The sequence below is a fragment of the Lysinibacillus sp. NPDC056232 genome, assembly GCF_042267565.1.
Taxonomy (GTDB): domain Bacteria; phylum Bacillota; class Bacilli; order Bacillales_A; family Planococcaceae; genus Lysinibacillus.
This window is the reverse complement of sequence record NZ_JBHJTF010000009.1, coordinates 25,606-42,675: the sequence shown is the minus strand read 5'-3', so window position 1 is coordinate 42,675 and position 17,070 is coordinate 25,606. Positions and strand designations below refer to the sequence as shown.

Below are 17,070 nucleotides of genomic sequence, written 5' to 3'. Positions count from 1 at the left end.
CCAGGAAAGCGCCCAGTCGGAACGGAAATCAACCCCTACTTTTGCCGAAAAGTCATACTTTATTTAATAAGTTATTTTTCGTTTTATAATGACCAATGAAAAAATCCGCTTAGATTTCTGTGAGGAGAGCAAACTGTTGCTGCTCTGTTCTTGCTCACAGAAATTGAAGCGGATTTTTACTATATAAGACTCAAAAATACATATTAGAAAACAATATATTTAATATAGTGTTTCCAATCTAATTCCTTGAAATGTTTCCATTGGATTTTTTCGATAGGCATTGTACGGAAGGCATAGGCTGAAAGATTACGTTGTTTATCGGATAGCATAGGCGTTCCTTTATCTAAGCTGTCAGTAAAAATAGCTGACTGTGCAGTTTTAAAGTTAACATGAATATCTTTTAACGCAATTTTTCCATCCTGTCCAACAATGTATATTTTTTTACCTTTCTTTTTAGTAGCATGCACCCACGATTTATCTATTTTATAAGAATCAGATGCTTCGTTGACAATAATAGAGGCTTTGCCAGTAGTCGAAAATGGAATGTCCTCCATTGCATCATCTTGTTGCAACACTACTTCATAATTCGTTGGTTGAGGTAAAGCTGTTGTTTTTGCAAGTTCATTCCCCCAAATAGAAGAATCATCTGTAGCAATCGTTTGTTTTTCAAGTACAGTGCCAGATAAGGAATCTTTCAAATGTTTTACTTTAAAATCAACGGTTTGACCTTCCGATACTTTTTGCCATTCATCCTCTGATAAATAGGCAAGCATTGTTTTTTCAGTAGAATAGATTTCAAATGTGACTGTCCCAGCTTCCTCTTTAACGGCTGCAATAACACCGTCCACTGGGCTAACGACACCTTGGCGAGCTTGTATTTGTTCAATTTGTGCATCGAGTAGCGCAATTTGACGATCTGTCTCGGCAATATGTCGATTCAACAGGGCCACTGCTGTTGATGGTGAACTTTGCTGTCCTAGCTCCAATTTTAGTGTGACAGATAATGTGCCGTTTATTTGGTCCGTATTGACGGAGCTTTTCGGATCAGCATCATCATAATCATTTTCGATTTGAGAGAGCGCATCTTCTAAATCATTTCGTTCATTTTCATAGGCTGTACGTTCTGCCTCAAGCTTTGTTACTTCATTATCAACTTCTTCTGTTTTATAGGTAGCCAGTACATCATTAGGCGTTACTTTTTGGCCACGCTTTGCATTCACCGCAGATAAGCTTGTTGCATCAGCTGTAAGCGTGTATGTTTCAGCTGGAGCAACAATCGTTTCCTTATTAACACGCTCTGTATTTGTACCTTTATAGGCTTTTTGAAATTCATCGATAAAGTAGGATCGTGTAATTTTGCTATCGTCTTTAAAGACAAAATAAGCATTTACGCCGACTAATAGCATTGTCAACACGATGGTCAAGCTTGTCCAAGGCTTTGATTTGAAAAATGCCATTATCCTAACCCCCTAGTAATCCATTCTTTAATTGGTAATACACTAATCAGACCGACAAATAAGGCCATAAATAGTTGTATACCAATAATTTTTACGACTAATAGTTTTCTACTCGCCTCTTCCTCCCATTTAGAAAGGAATGTGTACTGTACAACAATTGTTAGCATCGTCGCCACTGTCAATTGATTGAGCGTAAATAAGACGTAATCCGTATTCATCACCTGCAATGCAAGGGGCGCTAATGAAAAGAATGAAAAGAGTGTTGTATAGCCAGTTAAGTAGAAAACAGCAAATAATATTGTTTTTTCGATTAATAAAAATGTGACAACATATAATTGGACTTTTTTAATCCATGTATAGGGGATGTCCGTTAATAGATGTAAAAGGTAGGTAACACCGTAATAATGGAAGCAAAAATAGACAATAGCCCACAAAATGGCACCAAGCATCGAAAGGTAACGAGCCACGTAGTATTCATTATGTAAATCCATTGCGAACAATGTCGTTAAAGTTTCAGTACCCATCCCCCAATACTCACGTGCAGTGAATAACAGAATGAATAAGATGAAAACCGTCAACGAACGTCTTTTGTATCCAATAATCTCACCTTCTTCTACAATCTTAGTAAAGTAGGTTGGATTTTTTAAGCTATGCCAAAATTTATAACGGTAAAACATATACAGTTTCCTCTCTTCCAAAATAGTAAATATCAAAGTTGTAGTATACACCTTGTTAAACGATATTGACATATAAAAATAGCTGTTTTTTTCCAAAAAATTTGTAAAAAAAACACTTTATGAAACTACATGTCGATTGATGAAAAACATCATATAAAACTATTGTATAGTATAATAGAAAAAACTTCCTGTATTTCTATCTAGTTATTATGAAAAAACTTTTGATACGCTTAATTTTGTAAATAATGGCTTGAAATCACATGGATTACACCGATATTAAAGTAATGAATCGAAAAATGAAAGGGTGGTTCGATTGAATCGAAAATTGACGGCAGGAGTCATTACGAGTCTATTACTGGCACCTACGGCTATAGCGAATGCGCAGGAAAATGATGCACAGTCTCGCGTATCAACTCAAACAGAGCAAGTTGCCAACGTTAACGGAGTAGCTGCCGCAACGACAAAAGAACAAATGATAGCACAATTTGCGAAGCTTTCCGAGAATTCGACAGCGGATGAAATGGTTATTGCAAAAGGTGATGTAGCAAATCTAGGAACTTTTGGTTTTACTAGCGATGAGATTGTTTTTATTCAAGCGAAGTATGACTATGTTGTCGAGCAACGCCGACTATTAGGCAAATTAAAGGAAATAGGGAATAACATTAGTGCAATAACGTATACAAGTAAGTCATTTATAAATGATGTGACAACTGAAGATAATAATTTTAAAACATTTTTAGGTAGTAAAGAAGCTGGTGATTCCTCTTATTTAAGTGTCCAAGATGCTTTTGGCAAAGCAGTGGGAATCGCTCTTGTTAAAGCTAGCGATATTGCCTCTACAATTCGCGGTACATCCTTACAATATGGCTATACTGAAGCAGAACACAATGCCTATTTTAAAACAAAGGGTGCAGATATTGATCGGCTAAAAAAATTAGTGGTTGATGCAACGGAAGCAGAGAAAGCCACTACCAAATTGGATGCTTTAGTTATGATTTTGAAGCAAACATCAGTAGATCCTTTAGAGATTGCTAAAGCAGTAGAAGCTGTTACAACAGAATATAATGCACTAACAGCGGATCAAAAGAAAGTAGTCGTAGCCTATAATCCAAATAACGATTCTGAAACACCTTATAAAAAGTATACCGATGCATTAACAAATATGTCTTCGGCTAATAAGGTAGTGCTGAGCATAACACAGTTAAAGGCAAAGCAGCCAGCAGACTTTACTTCGGCAACGAGTTATATCAGTGCAGTGACGGCTATTGAAACAGCTTATACTAAATTAGATGTAGATTCACAGAAATTAGTGACGAATTATCAAGATTTACAGCCTTTTAAAGAGGCAGCAGATATTTCTAAGCAAATTACAGCTTTACGCATTTCGAGTGATGCTTCTTATCGTACTGAGGTAGATACATTAAAAGCCTCTTACGATAATTTATCGATTAATAAAGGGTATGTAAAAAATGGAGCGGATCTTGAAGTAGCTGCAGCTAATATTGCTTCTGCAAAAGAGATTGAAGGGCTGATTACTAAAATTAAAGGTGACACAGACAAAGTGGCGGCCATTATTGCTGCACGTGCCGCCTATAATACACCTCCTGCCTTAAATGGATCAACGATTAATGCGGCAAATGTGAAAAAAATCGTCAACAATCTAGCTGAGTTAACAAATTGGGAAAAGATTTATAGTGCGTCTTTAAGTGTGGATAAATTAATCGTTGCCATAGATCCGAAATCTTCTACTTTTGAAAGCAAAACATTTGCTGCCCAGACTGCCTTCGATAAGCTTGGAGTCAATGAAAAAGAACTAGTGAAAAATAAAAGTAGACTAGAGCTATTGTTCTCATTCGCTGATGTATCGAAAAAGGTAAATGCACTAAGCTCGTCTATGAAAGATTATAATGCACAAATAACATCATTACAGAAAGATGTTGCTGCATTAAATGCTGCGGGTAGCGAAGATGAAGCGGTGCTTAATGAAATTAAAGAAAAGCTAACGAGCAAATTGAACGCTCTTGAGAATGAAGAAAAAGCAGTACTAGACGTTATCAGTGAAATTGATAAATTAAAAACCTCTAATAATCTAGTAGTAGATATGCTAAAAGCACGCTCCGACTATAATGCACTTTCATCGGCAGCTAAAAGTCGTGTGACAAACATTAAAATCCTAACAGATTTAGAGAAATCACATAAGGCTGTCGTAAATGTTATTGATCAATTTGAAAAGTTAGATCCAACATCTAAAAGTTATATTTCAAAAGCGAAATCTGCTTATACAGCTTACGCAAAGTTGGACGAGACAAAACAAGGGTATGTCAGAAATCATAAGGATTTAAAAGATAAGGTCGCTGTAACAGAAGTGATTGTTCAAATAAATGCCTTAAATCCATCCCAAAAGACATATAAAGACAATGTCGCGAAAGCAAATAGTGCGTTTAATAATTTGGCTGTAGACCTTAAATCGCAAGTAGTCAATAGTGGTGAATTAGCAAAAGCACAGGGCTATATCGATACTGCCAAGGCATTTGATGATCGTGTCATAGCATTAGCGAATGAACATCCAGATACTTTTGTGGCGAAGGTAGCTGCATTATCTGCAGAGTACAAAACAATGGATAAAAATGCGAAGAAACTAGTGGAGCAGGCAAAAACCTTAACCAATTACGAAAAAAATAATAAAGCGGTTATCAAGGTTATTCAAATGATCGATGCCTTAAATCCAACAAGTAAGGATTATACGAAAAAAGTACTCGCTGCGCGTAAGGCTTATAATGCACTGGATGAAGTATCGCAAAAACGTGTAACGAACTATGCGAATCTAACTGCTGTTGAAGATGTGGCTTCATTGATTGGCCTCATTGCAACATTAAAGCCATCAAGCAAGACATTCTACCAAGATATGAAAACAGCACGTGAGTTGTATGATGCACTACCTCCAGAGAAGCAACAAGTGATTATTAATTATGATGCACTTGTAGCGGCAGAAAATGAGCAAGGAGTAGCACATAAAGTTGTTGAGCTTATTGATTTAACGAAACAACAAGATGGCGACTATTTAACGAAACTCCTGAATGCACGTGTAGCGTATGATCAGCTAACTCCAAATCAAAAGAAGTTAGTTACAAATATTAAAGATTTAACAGCACGTGAAAAAGAAGTAAAACCTATTTTAAATGTGATGCTGCAAATTAATAATTTGGATCCGGAATCCAATAATTTTGTCAGCAAGGTCAATTCTGCGCGTAAGGCGTATGATAATTTAAATAAAGATCAGAAAAAATATGTTACTAATATTGATATTCTACAAACTTATGAGCCCGTATCAAAGGTGATTGAATTAATTAGTAAACTGAAATCTTCAAGTAGTACATATCTTGAGGATACATCTCGAGCACGTTCGCTTTATGATGCGCTAGCGCCAGATAAGAAGCAATATGTAACAAACTATTACTTATTACAAGCAGCAGAAACAAGCATTCTAGGTGCTGGTAATGTCATGCAGATGATTAATGATTTACCGTCTGTTGATCCGAAGCAATATGTGAAACGTATTCAGGAAATTCGTGCAGCTTATAACGCTTTGCCAAAGGACCAACAAAGAGCCGTACAAAATTACAAAGTGTTACAAGATCAAGAGAAGCTTTTAAAGCCTGTTATTAGTGTTGTGGAGGATATTGATCGACTACTTACTGCTAAAGACATGAATAGTCAATATCAAAAGATCTTAAAAGCCTACGATAAGCTAAATGCCGAACAAAGACGATACGTCTATAATGACGATCTATTATTATCATTAGATAGCGTAATAAAAGTATATAAGAGCATTGCAAGTTTAAATCCAAAGGACAAATTTTACTTTGGTATGGTGGAAGCAGTACGAAAAGAGTACGATAGCTTAAATACGACAGATAAGCAAAGGATTACGAATTATTCGATTTTGTTAGAAGCGGAGAAAAGTATGGCCGATGTAAAGAAAGTCGTTGAACTAATTGCCGGCCTCTCACCAACCTCTTCAACGTATTTAGAAGATGTAGCGAATGCAGTCGCAGCCTATAAAGCTTTAGATTCAAAACTAAGAGGACAAGTCATCAATGATGATGTATTAAAGAAAGCTGAAAAGGATGTAGAGGCTGTTCTAAAAGTAGTTCAGGCTATCTCTGTTATTGATCCAGACAACGCGTCATTCGAGAAAAAGGTGTTAGCTGCTCAAAAACTATATAGCTCACTTACGCTGGAGCAGCAGGATTTAGTATATAACTACCGCATTTTAGAAGAATATCTAAAAATGCTTGATTAGTATTAGAAAGGAGGAGTTTTCCCATGCATATTTTGGGGAAACTCCTTCTATACTATATAAAACAAATTTATAAAGTTATAGCCTGTGAAATTCCCAAAAAAAGTGAAACTTTATCAATCAAGAAATCGTATGTAATAGGGAGGTTTACTATAATGTTTTGAGGGGTATTCATTTAAATAATATTAATATAGGAGGTAGCCATGTTTAAAAGGGTGATCAGTATAGTGGTACTTTCAATTGTATTACTAGCTACAACTATTGGAAATTTATCTGGGATTAGTAAGGCAGAAGCGGCATCCTTCATAGCTGTTGATGTGTCTAGTTCATACTGGGCAAGTTCGTCGATTCAACATATGCTATCGAAGCAATATATGACTACATATACAGACAATACGTTTAAGCCGGAGCAAGCGATTACGAGGGCAGAGGCGGCATCTGCAATTGCTCGGTCTATTCAAACAAACTCAGATACTTCGATTTCATTACACTTTAAAGATGTTCCTGCTTCACATCCTTATTACAAAGAAATTCAGAAACTTGTAGAATTAGGTGTTATACAAAATAGTGATGCCTTTCATCCAAGTGAGCCTTTAAAGCGTATGGAAGTTGCAAAAATGCTAGCACTAGCCTATCAGGTTAAAGTGGATGGTAAAAATAAAAGTAAATTTGATGATGTTCCTCCAACACACTGGGCAAAAGACTATATCGAATCACTAACAGACATAGGAATTATTGGCGGAATAGATGCTAAGCATTTTGCACCCAACAAATTAGTGACACGGGCACAAGTAGCAGTTTTTGTTGAACGTAGCCTAAATTTTCAGCAAAAAGTAAAGAAGCTTGAAGTAGCTTATGATTATTTAGCAAAAGATTATATACCAACAATAAATCTTTCAACAGCTTGGTCAAAAGAAGTCATTCGGTTAATCAATGTGGAAAGGGAAAAGAATCAGCTAGCGCCTGTTGAATATGATTCGAAACTGACACAAATCGCTATTATAAAAGCGCAGGACATGGTTAAACGTAATTATTTTGAGCACATTTCTCCTTATTACGGCGCCCCTTGGGATTTAGCGACATTATTTGATTATTCCTATACGAGCTTTGGAGAGAATATTGCAAGATATTTCAAATCGCCGGAAACAGTTGTAAAAGGATGGATGGCTTCTCCTGACCATCGAGATAATATTATGAAAGAGCATTATACAAATACAGGTGTTGCGGTTACACAAGATAGCAAAGGAAATTATTATTGGGTTCAACTGTTTTCGAGTCAATAATTGGTTATGTAACAAAGAGTTGCTAATGTTACATTTACGTTACAGATGTTAGAAAAAACCATTAAATTTTTTCCATTTTTACGCTGATAAAGCCAAGAAACGTTGGTATATCAGCGTTTTTATTATTTCTAAAATCGTTACACAATTGAAAAATTAAAATACCACCTTTTATGATAGTCTATTTATAGGCAAAAAAGTTTAGAGGGGGTATAACAAAAGTATGAATAAAAAATGGTTATTACCGATTTTTGCATCTTTCATGTTATTTTCAACAACTCATATCGATTCAGCTGAAGCAGCGACTAAAACAGAAGTCACTGACACAGCTTCTAAATATTTAGGCATTCCATATAAATATGGTGGCACAACTACAAGCGGTTTTGATTGCTCTGGCTTTACTTCTCAAGTATTTGCAGATTTAGGCATCACATTAAACCGTACGTCAGGCGCACAATACCAACAAGGGACAGCAGTAGCTAAAAGTGATCTTCAAGTTGGAGATTTACTATTTTTCAACACAAGTGGCAGAGGTATCTCACATGTATCTATATACATAGGTGACGGTAAAATGATCCACTCTCAAACTAATCAAGGTGTTAGTTATTCGAACGTAAACGATCCATATTATTGGGGTTCTCGTTACGTAGGTGCAAAACGTGTTGCTACATTTGATGCAGAACAACAAGCTGAAGTAAAGAAAGTAGCAGTTGATTTTACAGTATATGCTTCACGTGCTGAAGCTGCTTCACAAATTGCAAAAGCTTTAAACTTAGATACATCTAACAAAAATAGTGATTTTATCGATGTAAAACCAACATATGAGCATGCAGGTGCTATTGCAGCTGTTGCAAAATTAGGTATTTTTGAAGGCGATGCGAATGGTAAATTCAATCCATCATCACCAATTACTCGTGCACAAATTGCGAAAGTATTAGTTATTGCTTTCGGACTTGAGAATGCTGGTCAAGAAGTAACATTTAGTGATGTACCACAAGATAGCTGGGCTAATCAATATGTTTCTATTCTTGCATCTAACGGTGTTACAAATGGGGATGGCAATGGCAGCTTTGGTATGGATGAATTACTAAAAATCAAAGAACTAAAAATGTTTATTGAAAGATTACAATCTAGATAATATTTTCATAGATGCATTGATTGCAAGAAAAGATCTTTTAAAATAGCTTATAATTAGAGGAGAGTTTGCAATTGCAGACTCTTCTATTTTTATGATAATTTCATTGAAAAGGAAGTGATTGGAAAAATAAACTTAAAAAGTGCTGTCGTATGATGATTTATTTAGTTAATTTTGTTAAAATGAATACTTAAGAGAACAGGAAGGGAGGAAATAAGACATTGAATCTTAAAAAAATTAGTCTTATTTTGTGCGTCTTATTCATTTCAGCTTCTATGTTTACTATACATAGTGAAAGTGTAATGGCAGATACAACTACAAATGTAACATTTGCAGATATCTCCAAAAATCACGAAGCTTATGAAGAAATCAATTATTTAGTAAATTTGGGTGTTATCCAAGGATATTTTGTAAATGGGAAAAGAGTCTTTGGCCCAAATGAGTCTGTGACACGTGAACAAGTGGCAAAAATGGTTGTCGTTGCCTCTGGTAATAAACCATTAGTTGTAAACAAATCAAGTTTTTCTGATGTAACAGTAGGCACTGAAATGTCAGGTTATATCGAACGAGCTGTGCAATTAGGATTCTTTTCAACGAACACACAAGGCAAGTTCTTACCAAAAAAGGCTATAACTCGTGATGAAATGAGTTATGTACTAACAAAGGCATTTAACTTGGACACAAGTGAATATGAAAACTTAGATTCACCATTTACTGACGTAGGTATTACACACCCTTACGTTAAATATGTAAATACAATTTACTATAATGGTATTACAAATGGAAATGGTAAAAATTATTTACCAAATAATACGGTTACACGTGCACACTTTTCATTATTTGTAGCACGTGCGAAAAATGAGAAATATCGTTTAGAGCTACCTGTTAAAGGGACATCTGTACCTGATACAAAAGAGGTTATTGGGCTAGTCAAAGTGTCGACAGATGGTCTAAATATCCGCAAAACACCGGATAGTTCATTAAATACTAACATTGTTGGTACAGTCAATAAAGGCGGCAAACTATCAGTTTATGAAGTTCAGGGCAAATGGCTAAAGGTAACATATAAAGGTGCATTTGCTTATGTTTATAAAGATTATGCACAATTTTTAGATGCAGATGGCAATGACTTAGGGTCTGTCCAAAAAGAAGTGGCATCTAAAGGTGCTATTAACTTATATGTTAAACCAACTTCTTCATCAAAAATCATTCAAACTATTAAAGCAAATGAAAAATTACCAGTTTACAAAACTACTGGCGGCTATCATTTAACGCAAGTAAATGGTTTACCAGGATATATTGTAGCGAACAGCACAACAGAAACAGGTAAAGAAGAACAACCTGATCCAACTCCACCTCCAACTCCACCTACAGCTTCAGGTGATGTAATAGGACGAGCAACTGTTGGAAACCTAAATGTACGTAGTGAAGCAAATGCAACTTCTACAGTACTATTTAAGCTTAACAAGGGCGACTCTGTTAAAGTTAACGACATTAATGGTTATTGGGCAAAAATCGAATACAATGGTAAAGCAGGTTATGTCCATAAATCTTATTTAAAATTATTAAATCAAAATGGCAAACCGTTGCAAAATCGTATTATTATCCTAGACCCAGGTCATGGTGGTAAGGATCCAGGGACAGTACTAGGTTCTTTCTCTGAAAAGAACATTACATTAAAAGTGAGCACACTTGTTAAGCAAAAGCTTGAGAATGCTGGCGCAAAAGTGTACATGACTCGTACTGGTGATACGTATCCTACCTTACAAGGTCGAGTAGACTTTACGAATGCAAACTATGGCGAGATTTTCGTGAGTGTGCATGTAAACTCTGCTACTAGTACATCAGCATCAGGTACTGAAACATATTATTCTGAATCGCCAGGTGATATGTATCAGGAGGATATTGATTTAGCCACTTTTGTAAATAGTCAAATTGTAACCAATTTAAATATGAAGAATCGTGGCGTTAAAAAATTTCCATACTACGTAATTAATAATATGAGCATTCCGTCAATTTTAGTCGAGCTCGGCTTTTTAACAAATACCGAGGATCGCCAAAAAATGACAAACGATGAATCCGTAAATAAATTTGCAGATTCTATCTATAATGGAATTGAGCAATATTACAAAAAACAATAGTTTAGTTGATAAACATAGAAACTGTCTCAAAGGTGATTGACTCACTTTTGGGACAGTTTTTCTATTGTTAAGGAAAGGAAGGGCGGGTAGTCTTTATCCTGATCAATTCTATTGTTTGTCCACTGATTATTTTTATGTTTGAATGCAGGTTCTTATGCATAGATAAATAAATTTAATTTGAGGCTTTGAAGAGGGCTGTTTCAAAAGCTCGATTAGGTTAGGTAACTGCTCGGGTTTACAGTAGAACGGATCAGGTAGGGGAAAGAAGTGCATGGGTTTGCAGTAGAACGGATCAGGTAGGAGAGAAAGAAGAGCTCGGGTCTATCGGAAAACTGATCAGGTAGGAGAAAGAAGAGATTAGGTCTGCTGGAAAATTGATCAGGTAGGAGAAAGAAGTGCTCGCATAATTGATTTAGCCATCGATTTTGGTACAGCTCGCTGATTTTCGCAACATGAAAAAGGCTGCCCCGAAAATAATCGGAGACAGCCTTTATTTGCTACTTCACGGTATTAATGAACTTAACATACTCTTTATTGATGTAAGCTGGTTGTGCTTGGGGTTTATCAGAAAGTACCTCATACCAACCATTAACATTTGTATCGGTTACAATAACGGGCATACCGCTTTTATTAAATGTGTAAAGTGGACTTTGACTTGTTGATGCATCTGGACGAACATTTAGACCAGCTGTTGTCGTACGGCCAATTTTGTATGGATTTTTTGCATCTTTAAAGCCTAAAGCTTTTTCGTTACGGTAGTAGTGTCCAGCAATTTTAGAACCCCAAAATGGATCAGAGGCATACTTCACGTTAAATCCGACTTCCTTAGAGCCAATCACTGCACCATTTGTGTAAGGACCGCCTGGTGTAATGTAATTTGGCTGCAAGAACTTATCAACAAGTTCATTAATATTGTCCACTACACTATCAAACTTTTTATTTAGTGGATTCGTATCATATACATATAAACCAAATAAGTTGTTGAGATCTTGAGCATGGGGACTCATACCATATGCACTCTCATGCTGGGCAAGCGATAAAATAAGCATGGCGTTAATTTGATCATTTGCTTCGACTTCTTTTAAAACTTTCCCTAAACCGATTAACTTACTTTTTTTAGTCGCATTCTTATAAAGACTAGCCCCTGAACTTTCAAGCTCAGCTAACTTTTGCAAAATGTAATTATCTAGTTCCTCTGCTGTATATTGAGTTTTCGCACGTGCAGGTAAAAATTGATAGTAATTATAAGCTTCACCTATCGATGAGCCACTAGCATTTGTGAAATTAATGCCATTCCAGCTAAAGTACTTTTCGCCTTGCTTCATGAAGTCTGGTGCTTTTCCGTACACATAGCTAGAAGAATATTTATTTGATTTATAATCATATAAAGTATGTTTAATCTCACCATTCTCGTTTGTATAGTAAGAACGACCTTTACTTAAAGCAGATGGGATTAAAGTGACATCGGCATGTTTTAAATACCCAACATGACCTGCTAAACTAACTTTTACTTGTGTCGCATCACTGCTTAAATACTGCATTTCTGTATTAGCAGCAACACCGATTTGATCGTTAATTGTTTCAGATTTAAGTGCTACATAATTATTGGTTACAACATAACCAGATGACATTTTCATAATTTTATCATTTAACGTAATGACAAGTGTATTTTTTGACAATGCTTTTTCAGCAGCGTCAAAGCTAGAAAAGCCTTGGTTCCCAACAAGACTACCATTTGAAATTTCTTTTACGATGTACTTAGTAGAGTTGTCATTACCAGTTTCACCATTGTTCCCTGTATTGCCGTTGTTACCGTTATTACCGTTATTTCCTGTATTGCCGTTGTTACCGTTATTACCGTTATTTCCTGTATTGCCGTTGTTACCATTATTACCACCATTATTTTTAACATCGTCCGCTAAAAGTATTAAGCGTAGTACAAATGTAGATGCCTCGCCAATTGTGGCATTATCTTTTGGTAAAAACATTCCATTGGAGCTACCTTTAATAAGCCCTAATTGTGCGCCAATCGCAATGTCTTGGCGGAAGTCTTTAAAAATAGCTGCATTATCCTTAAAAGTAATGGATGACGTACCTTTAGGGATTTTTAGATAATCAACAGCTCTAATTAGCATAACTGCCATATGCTCTCTTGAAATACGGGCATCCGGTTTAAATGAACCATCTGTATAACCGGTGATGATCCCAGCAGAAGCAGCGAGTTTAATATCTGCTGCAAACAAATATGTATCTGGGACATCTGTGAAACTAATATTATCTTTTTTCTCAAGGTTTAAAGCCTTTGCTATGTAAGTAGCAAATTCACCGCGCGTGACAGTGTCATTTGGACGATAGCTTCCATTTGCATCTTGCAGTAATGCATCTTTGGAAATTAAATAGCGTAAACCACTTTCATGCATATGTCCTGAGAGCTCATCAGCATATGCCATATTGGGTTGCCAAATAAGCAAGCTAACAAGTGCCATTAACACCGTTATCATTGATAGTTTTTTCATAGTTTTAATCCTCCTAAGCTTCTATTATTTTAACAAAGTTGGAGAATTAAGATAAGGGTCAAATGTTAGAAATTACATAAAATAAACCAACATAAATTTGCCATTAACTATACTTTTGAGCTATGTTAATAGAAATAGATGGTTAGACAATGAGGTGAAGGACATTTGCGTTTTAGAGGCTTTACAATGAATCAGTAAGGTATTTAATTGGTTTTTCAGTCAGTGGTTTTAGTTAAAAGTGCAAAGTTGAGACGACGAATAATGCACGAATAGAAAAAAACCTCTCACCGACATTAAGTCATGGAAAGCTACTTAAATGGTGAGAGGGATTTTTTAATTTTTGATTGTTATACGCTGATAAAAACCTTGCTGCACTTTGTTAGCTTTTTGTGTTTTTGGATGGACAAGGAGCATATATTCTCGCCCTGGAGATAAAGGTTTGGATGGGGTTACAATTAATGAACGACCATCTATTTTAGCTGTAATAGGCACTTCATTAGCACCTAAAGCAATTAGCTGAACCTTATCCTCAGACAGTTGTGAAGAAAGTGCAACAGGGACTTTCACTGTTAATTTTTTAGTATCCGAAACATTTTTTAAGCTTACCAGTTCTTTATAATTTGTATATTGTGCTTTGATCGCATCATAATGTGCCTGGAAAATAGGGGGAGTCTTTGTTTGAATGTTCGGTTTTACACCGACCTCATTAATTGTCTTCCCTAAAGGACCTGTAAAATTACCGATAGTAAGTTTTAAATAGCTACCATCCTGCAGTTCAAAAAAGCCCTGCATACAGCCTTTTCCGTACGTAGTTTCTCCATATAAAATAGCAGATTGCTGATCTTGTAAAGTTGCTGCTAACATTTCAGATGCGCTAGCACTATAGCGGTTTACAAGAATACGTGTATCAGCTGGGAATTTTTCGTCTTGATTGACTGCACGCACTTTATAAGAGGCATGCGCTTCTTCCAGTAAAAAGGCAATTTTTGCTTTTGGGAAAAGCCCTGTAATCTCCTGAGCCGTTGTTACATAGCCTCCGCCATTGTTTTGTAAATCCAAGATAAAAGAAGTTGCACCACGCTGTTTTAACTGAATTAGCGCATTCTTTACAAGCTCTGCACCATCTTCTGAGAAGGATGACATAGTAATATATCCAACATTCCCAAATAGTAATGCAGATTCCACATTCGGTAATGTGAATTTTTTTCGTGTAATTGTTGTAGTAGAAGTTGTACCATCTGCATGTTGGAGTGACACGCCTAATTTAGTATTTTCATCACCAATTAATAGGGATGAGACTTCTTGCGTGGAGCTTCCTACAACGGATTGTCCGTTAATGACAGTAATAATGTCTCCAGCAACGACACCTGCATCTGATGCACCGCTACCCTCAAATACTTGTAAAATATGAATGCCATCTTCATGTTCTTCGATAATCACACCAATCCCAATTGTTGATAGATCGATGCTATTGATAAATTCCTCAAATTCCTTTTTCGTAAAATATGTAGAATAAGGATCTAACATTTCAATGATTTCAGGAATCGTTTTAGCTTTTTGCAAATTTCCATGGATAGTTCCAACATAGTTTTCCGCAATAATTCCCTTGATTTCTTTTACAAGCTGTTGTTCATTGCTTGCAGCAGAAGCATTTGTTAACGGAAAGATGAAAAAGCTTAGAACGAATATAAATGACCACAATACTCTTTTCATAGGACACCTCTTTTCTAATATATAGTATACATGATTTCCCATATAACTGTAATAGGGCTTTCACCAAAGTTGTAGATGACATTTGTTCTTCATTTAATAGAAGAATCCCACTTCTGATGAATAGTTCTTTTCCTTCGTGCAACGGACGGGATTTCCCACAAAAAAAGAATCTGCTACCCTTTTGCGAAAAAGTAAAGTGATGCAAGATTCATAGACAGTCGTTGTCTAAAGTCTTATTCGCAAAAAAGCAAGCAGATTCTAGTTATCTAATATAAATTAGATTTTATTTTTTTGTTAGTTTATGAATAATCAAGCCGATAAGCGCACCGACTATTGCAGGTACAAGCCATGCTATACTTTGCTCGTATAATGGTAAAGTTTTTAAAATGTTTACATATGGTGCAATAGTAATATCCATTTCCTTAAAACCATCATTTAGACTAACAAAGAATGTAGGAATTAATGCTAAAATGTAAACAATTTTTCCACCTTTAAAGAAGTTATCGAAAAGCGACAGAACCATTAACACTATCGCTAGCGGATAGATGATTAATAATACAGGTAGTGATGCACTAATAATTGTTTCAAGACCTACGTTTGTAATAGCCGCACTGAATATTGTGAAAATTATTAAAAACGTTTTATACGAAACACTAGGAAATAGTTTATTGAAAAATTGAGCATTGGCAGTCAGTAAACCTACAGCAGTAGATATACATGCTAGTAAAATTGTAGCAGATAATATAATAGTCCCGAGTGTACCAAAAAGAGCTTCAGCTGACTTCGCAATTATAGTACCACCATTATCAAAAGCACCAATTGCACTAACACTAGTGTTACCAATTTGTCCAAGTGCTATGTAGACAAATGATAAGCCAATAGCCGCAATAATTCCTGCGAAAATTGTCGTTTTGACTTGTTTTTTAGTATCTGACATACCCATGTCACGCAATGCTTGCAAAATAACGATTCCGAATACGAGTGCACTTAGTACATCCATTGTTAAATAGCCTTTAACAAAGCCTTCAGTCAATGGTGACGTAGTGTATTTTCCTATAGCTGACCCTGGTTCACCCATTGGGGAAATAAAGCTTTTAATAGCTAGTAATAGAATAACACCTAATAGAACAGGCGTTAAAATTTTCCCAACACGATCGACAAGCTTTGAAGGGTTAATAGCTAATAATAGTATTAAGGCAAAAAATATGACAGAAGTAATGAAAAGTGGTGCCCAATGATCTGCTACTCCCTCTGGAAGAAATGGGACGATCCCAATTTCATAGGATACAGAACCCGTACGCGGCACTGCAAAAAATGGTCCAATCGCTAAATAAACAATTGATGTGAAAATAATACCAAAGGTAGGGCCGACACGATTTGCTAGTATTTGTAGATCGCCACCCGCCTTCGCAATCGCAACGATGGCTAATAGTGGTAACCCAACACCTGTTATTAAGAAGCCAATCATTGCTGTCGTTATATGTTCACCAGCTTGTTGACCTAATAATGGGGGAAAGATAATATTTCCGGCGCCTAAAAATAAGGCAAATAATAGTAAACCTACAGCTAAATTTTCCTTGATGAAAAGCAAAATGTTTTTCATAAAAATTAAAACTCCTTTAAGATTGAAAAGATTAAACTTTCTAAAAATTTTAAATACAGAAGTGTATGTTATCATAGGAATACTATTCTTGCAATAAACAAACTCTTATTATTTGTCAGAATATGTAGGATTCAGTAAGATTCAAAAAATGTTTGAAAAATAGTCAGTTTTTCCGATTTCTGATTACTAAAATATCTAGTATGATAGACACACAAGGAAATATTTTAACACGAACGGAGGAAATTTGA

Annotated in this window: 9 protein-coding genes; 4 read left to right on the top strand and 5 right to left on the bottom strand. The window is 35.7% G+C overall.

What is annotated here, in order from left to right; all coding sequences use genetic code 11:
* Positions 1–203: 203 nt before the first annotated feature.
* Positions 204–1,457, bottom strand: a complete 1,254-nt coding sequence (locus ACFCYJ_RS09270; RefSeq protein ID WP_376073557.1) for an HlyD family secretion protein — start codon at positions 1,455–1,457, stop codon at positions 204–206.
* On the bottom strand, positions 1,457–2,134 hold the full coding sequence (locus ACFCYJ_RS09265) for a hypothetical protein (protein WP_376073555.1): 678 nt from the start codon (positions 2,132–2,134) through the stop codon (positions 1,457–1,459). The genes ACFCYJ_RS09270 and ACFCYJ_RS09265 overlap by 1 nt, the downstream gene beginning before the upstream one ends.
* Before the next feature lie 304 nt (positions 2,135–2,438).
* Between ACFCYJ_RS09265 and ACFCYJ_RS09260 the strand changes: the two genes are divergently transcribed.
* The 4 genes from ACFCYJ_RS09260 (at position 2,439) to ACFCYJ_RS09245 (ending at position 10,990) form a co-directional block, all read left to right on the top strand.
* Positions 2,439–6,437, top strand: coding sequence for a cell wall-binding protein (locus ACFCYJ_RS09260; protein WP_376073554.1), 3,999 nt, complete (start codon positions 2,439–2,441; stop codon positions 6,435–6,437).
* A gap of 200 nt (positions 6,438–6,637) precedes the next feature.
* On the top strand, positions 6,638–7,717 hold the full coding sequence (locus ACFCYJ_RS09255) for a CAP and S-layer homology domain-containing protein (protein WP_376073552.1): 1,080 nt from the start codon (positions 6,638–6,640) through the stop codon (positions 7,715–7,717).
* Positions 7,718–7,937: 220 nt separating this feature from the next.
* Positions 7,938–8,852 carry a C40 family peptidase gene (locus ACFCYJ_RS09250; protein ID WP_376073551.1) on the top strand — a complete coding sequence of 305 codons (915 nt, stop codon included), beginning with the start codon at positions 7,938–7,940 and terminating at the stop codon, positions 8,850–8,852.
* 218 nt (positions 8,853–9,070) lie between these two features.
* The gene (locus tag ACFCYJ_RS09245) at positions 9,071–10,990 is read left to right on the top strand and encodes an N-acetylmuramoyl-L-alanine amidase (protein ID WP_376073549.1); all 1,920 of its coding nucleotides are present in this window, start codon (positions 9,071–9,073) and stop codon (positions 10,988–10,990) included.
* Positions 10,991–11,487: 497 nt separating this feature from the next.
* Here the strand turns inward: ACFCYJ_RS09245 and ACFCYJ_RS09240 are convergent, their stop codons facing one another.
* The 3 genes from ACFCYJ_RS09240 to brnQ form a co-directional block, all read right to left on the bottom strand.
* Positions 11,488–13,506, bottom strand: coding sequence for an S-layer homology domain-containing protein (locus tag ACFCYJ_RS09240; RefSeq protein WP_376073547.1), 2,019 nt, complete (start codon positions 13,504–13,506; stop codon positions 11,488–11,490).
* A gap of 333 nt (positions 13,507–13,839) precedes the next feature.
* Positions 13,840–15,219: a S41 family peptidase gene (locus tag ACFCYJ_RS09235; protein WP_376073545.1), complete on the bottom strand. Its 1,380-nt coding sequence runs from the start codon at positions 15,217–15,219 to the stop codon at positions 13,840–13,842.
* A 283-nt stretch (positions 15,220–15,502) separates the two neighbouring features.
* A complete protein-coding gene (brnQ, locus tag ACFCYJ_RS09230) occupies positions 15,503–16,822 on the bottom strand; it encodes a branched-chain amino acid transport system II carrier protein (RefSeq protein ID WP_376073543.1) in 1,320 nt (439 codons plus the stop codon).
* Positions 16,823–17,070: the final 248 nt, after the last annotated feature.